Genomic DNA, 3401 nt, shown 5'->3' on the forward strand with positions numbered 1-3401 from the left:
GCTCCGGGGTGACGCCCAAGCTAGAGGATCGTTGAACAATCCGACAAGGGTCGTGTCGCCGCGTTCTTCTACGATGGCGCTTCTACGATGGCGGGCAGTGCGTCGCCGGAAGCCCGGCGGGGGAGTGAGGTTGCCGTGGGGACCACCGGGTCCGGGGCCGAAGGGCTGGCGGACGACCGCCCGCTGCTCGGCCGCACCAGTACCGCCGAACGGGTCGCGGACATCCTGCGCGGCCGGATCGCGGAGGGCTACTTCCCCCCGGGCGAACGCCTCGCGGAGGACGCCATCGGCAAGGCGCTCGGGGTCTCGCGCAACACACTGCGCGAGGCGTTCCGGCTGCTGACCCATGAGCGGCTGCTGGTCCACGAGCTCAACCGCGGGGTGTTCGTACGGATCCTGGCGGTCGAGGACGTCGAGGACATCTACCGCACCCGGCGCCTGGTGGAGTGCGCCGTCGTCCAGGGCCTCGGAGCGCCCCCGTACGCGCTGGAGCCGCTGGAGGCGGCCGTGGCGGGCGGGGAGCGGGCGGCCCGCCGCCACGACTGGCAGGGCGTGTCCACCGCCAACATCCACTTCCACCGGGAACTGGTGGCCCTCGCGGGCAGCGCGCGCACGGACGAGCTGATGCGGGGGGTCCTGGCCGAACTGCGGCTCGCCTTCCATGTGGTGGACGATCCGAAACTGCTCCATCAGCCCTATCTCATACGGAACCGGGAGATTCTGGAAGCGCTCCGGGCGGGCGGWCGTATCTGCGCCGTTTCGACCGTTGTCAGTGCGAGGACCTAATCTGTGCAGCGTGACTTCGCCTGCCTCGACGGAACCCGTTCCGCCCCAGCTCAGCGCGGGGCCGCGCCCCGCGGCGGGCCCGGCCGCCGACGAGGGGCTGGCGCGTCGGCTGCGCGCGCTCGCCTGCACCGCCCCGCTGCACGACCTGGACGTGCGCAAGGCGAACCTCGCGGGGGAGTACTCGGTCTACGCGATGGCGGAGGTCGCCCTCGCCTCTATCGACCTCGTCACGCTGAACATGGACTTCGACACGGGCGCCGACCACGAGCAGATCGTGGCCAGGCTCGTCCCGCGCGTCGCCGCGCAGGCGCCGGGCCGCCCGGCCGCGGAGCACGAGCGGGTGGCCCGCTGGGTCCTGGAGAACCTGATCAACGTCGGCAGCGTGGACCGCGGCTTCCGCGCGGTGTACGGCACGTTCAGCCCGGACGGCGTCTATGTCCGTCGGGACTACGACTTCAAGCTGATCGAGGAAGTCCCCGGGTACGGGGGCAGCGTCTACCTCCGCACCACCGACGAGGCCGTGAACGTGCTGGTGGGCGCGCTGGACACGGATGTCACCAGCGCCCAGATCGCCGCCGAGGTGAAGCTGGAGGTGCTGATCAGCCGGGGCCGCCTCGCCGACGCCCAGCTCGCCGCGGAGCAGGCCCGCTACCGCACCGTGCAGTATGCGGAGACGCTGCGCCGCACCCTGGAGGCGACCCGGCGCAACGTCCGCGCGGTCGACTGGCTGAACGCGGTCCCGGACATGATCGCGGAGGCGCTCGACCACGTCGCCGACCGCTACCGGCACGAGAACGCGATCCTCACCAACATCCGCAAGGCGCGGGACGAGGCGGAGGAGCCCGAGAACAAGCGGCGGGCCGCCGAGCTCGTCGACATCGTCAAGGACTGCATCCGGCGCCACACCCAGCTGCAGTCGCGTCTGCTGGAGGCCGGGCCGCTGTTCCGGGCCGAGCAGGACCGCCAGGCCTTCGCGCGCCCGGCCGCCCGGACCGGCCTCGACCTGTACGGGCAGCTGGTCGCGCCCCTGCTGCCGCTGCCCGTGGAGGACGCGTCGCGGGTGACGGACGCGTTCTTCGCGCGCGGGACGGGGCTGCGGACGCCGGTCTCCGTGCGGGTGGCCGACCTCGTCGGCATACTGCTGACGCCGCCGATGGAGCGGGAGCACCTCGGCGCGGAGATGCCCGAGCCCGATCTGATCGCCACGCCGGACGACAGCCGCTTCAGTGAGGAGCAGCTCGCCGCGGCGATGGAGTTGCTCGACCTGGAGCACGACGCGCCGCGCCGCCTCTCCGGCCTCCTCGCCGAGGCCCGCGGCCTCGACCCCGACCTGCCGTACCTGGTCGCGCTGCTGGCGGTCCACGCGGCGAGCCCGCCGGTCGGCACGGCGTACCGCCAGGGCGAGGAGCGCCTGCTGTTCGCCGTGGACGACGGGACGCAGCTGGACGACCCGGAGTTCGGCGGGGCGGATCTGATCGTGGGAACGGCGCGGCTGGACGCGGCGGGGATGGCGGCGGACCGGGAGGCGGCGTGATGCCGACCGGCCACAGATGGCCCGCGGACGAACACCGGGCCCCGGGGCGAAGCCCCCGGCCGCCCGCCAGAGGGCTTTCGGGAAGGGGCGGGGCAGGGGAAACGCCCGCCGCAGGCGCCCCCACCCGCACAGGATGACCACAAAGAACCCCCAAGGAGAAAGACCGTGACCGAGCAACCCCCCGAGCGCGAGCCCGAGGCCGGCGACGGTCTCGTCGAGGTGCCCCGGGACGGGGGCGAGCGCCGGATCACCCCGGGCGACGCCGCCGACGCCGCCCGCCTCGTCGCCTTCGGCCTCCAGCCCAAACTGCTCCCCGCCCGCGACGCGGAGTACGCGGAACTGCTCCGCCGCCACCGCGAGGACCCCGCGTTCGCGCGGCTGGCGGACGCCGTCGCCGCCGGGCTCGGCCTCGTCGTCCTGGAGGTCTCCCCCCGCGCCGGCATGGCCGTGACCGCCGCCGAGGACTCCGTCTTCGCCGTCCGCATGGGCGACTACGCCCGCCGCGCCGCCACCGACTCCGCCGACCGCTTCCTGCACGGCCTAGCGCACCTCGCCGTGGCCGCGATGGCCTTCCCCCGCCCCGAGGACCTGGCCGACGACGGCTACATCGGGCGGATCACCGTCAACGGCGTCGACGCGTTCGTCCGCCAGGCCTGCCGCCGGCTGGAGGAGAAGGCCGCCGAGCAGGGCGAGAACACCGACCCCGAGACCGGCGCCCCGGGCCTGGAGGCCGCGTGGCGCATCTACGCCCGGCGCAGCTCGACCGGCGCCACCAAGGACGCCCGCCGTCTCGCCGGCTCCACCACCGGCATCGTGGCCAAGGCCGTCGCGTTCCTCACTGAGTCCGGCTTCCTCCAGCGGACCGGCGACGACGCGGGCGGCGCGTACCGCACCACCGCCCGCTACCAGCTCCAGGTCCGCGACATGGCCGGCAGCGCCGCCCTCGCCGAGCTCCTGGAGCTCGGTGTCGTCGCGGTCAGCGACGGCAGCGCGACCCTGCTGCCGCCCCCGGACGGCGACGACCTCGACCTGGCCGCCGACGCCGGGCTCCCCTTCCACGCCTGACCGGCGCCCCTCCGCC

General features: G+C 74.1%; 3 protein-coding genes. All 3 read left to right on the forward strand.

Annotation, left to right across the window (positions count from 1 at the left end):
- The first annotated feature begins 135 nt into the window (after positions 1-135).
- The 3 genes from ACJA3G_RS33400 to ACJA3G_RS33410 all read left to right on the forward strand — a co-directional run bounded on the left by ACJA3G_RS33400 (position 136) and on the right by ACJA3G_RS33410 (position 3385).
- Positions 136-786 (forward strand): GntR family transcriptional regulator, encoded by a 651-nt coding sequence (locus ACJA3G_RS33400; RefSeq protein ID WP_406556784.1) that lies wholly within the window; start codon positions 136-138, stop codon positions 784-786.
- A 10-nt stretch (positions 787-796) separates the two neighbouring features.
- Positions 797-2320, forward strand: coding sequence for a hypothetical protein (locus tag ACJA3G_RS33405; RefSeq protein WP_406556785.1), 1524 nt, complete (start codon positions 797-799; stop codon positions 2318-2320).
- Between the two features lie 219 nt (positions 2321-2539).
- Complete coding sequence (locus tag ACJA3G_RS33410) at positions 2540-3385, forward strand: hypothetical protein (protein ID WP_406556786.1); 846 nt, start codon at positions 2540-2542, stop codon at positions 3383-3385.
- Positions 3386-3401: the final 16 nt, after the last annotated feature.

The organism is Streptomyces sp. YS-3 (assembly GCF_045257485.1).
GTDB lineage: Bacteria > Actinomycetota > Actinomycetes > Streptomycetales > Streptomycetaceae > Streptomyces.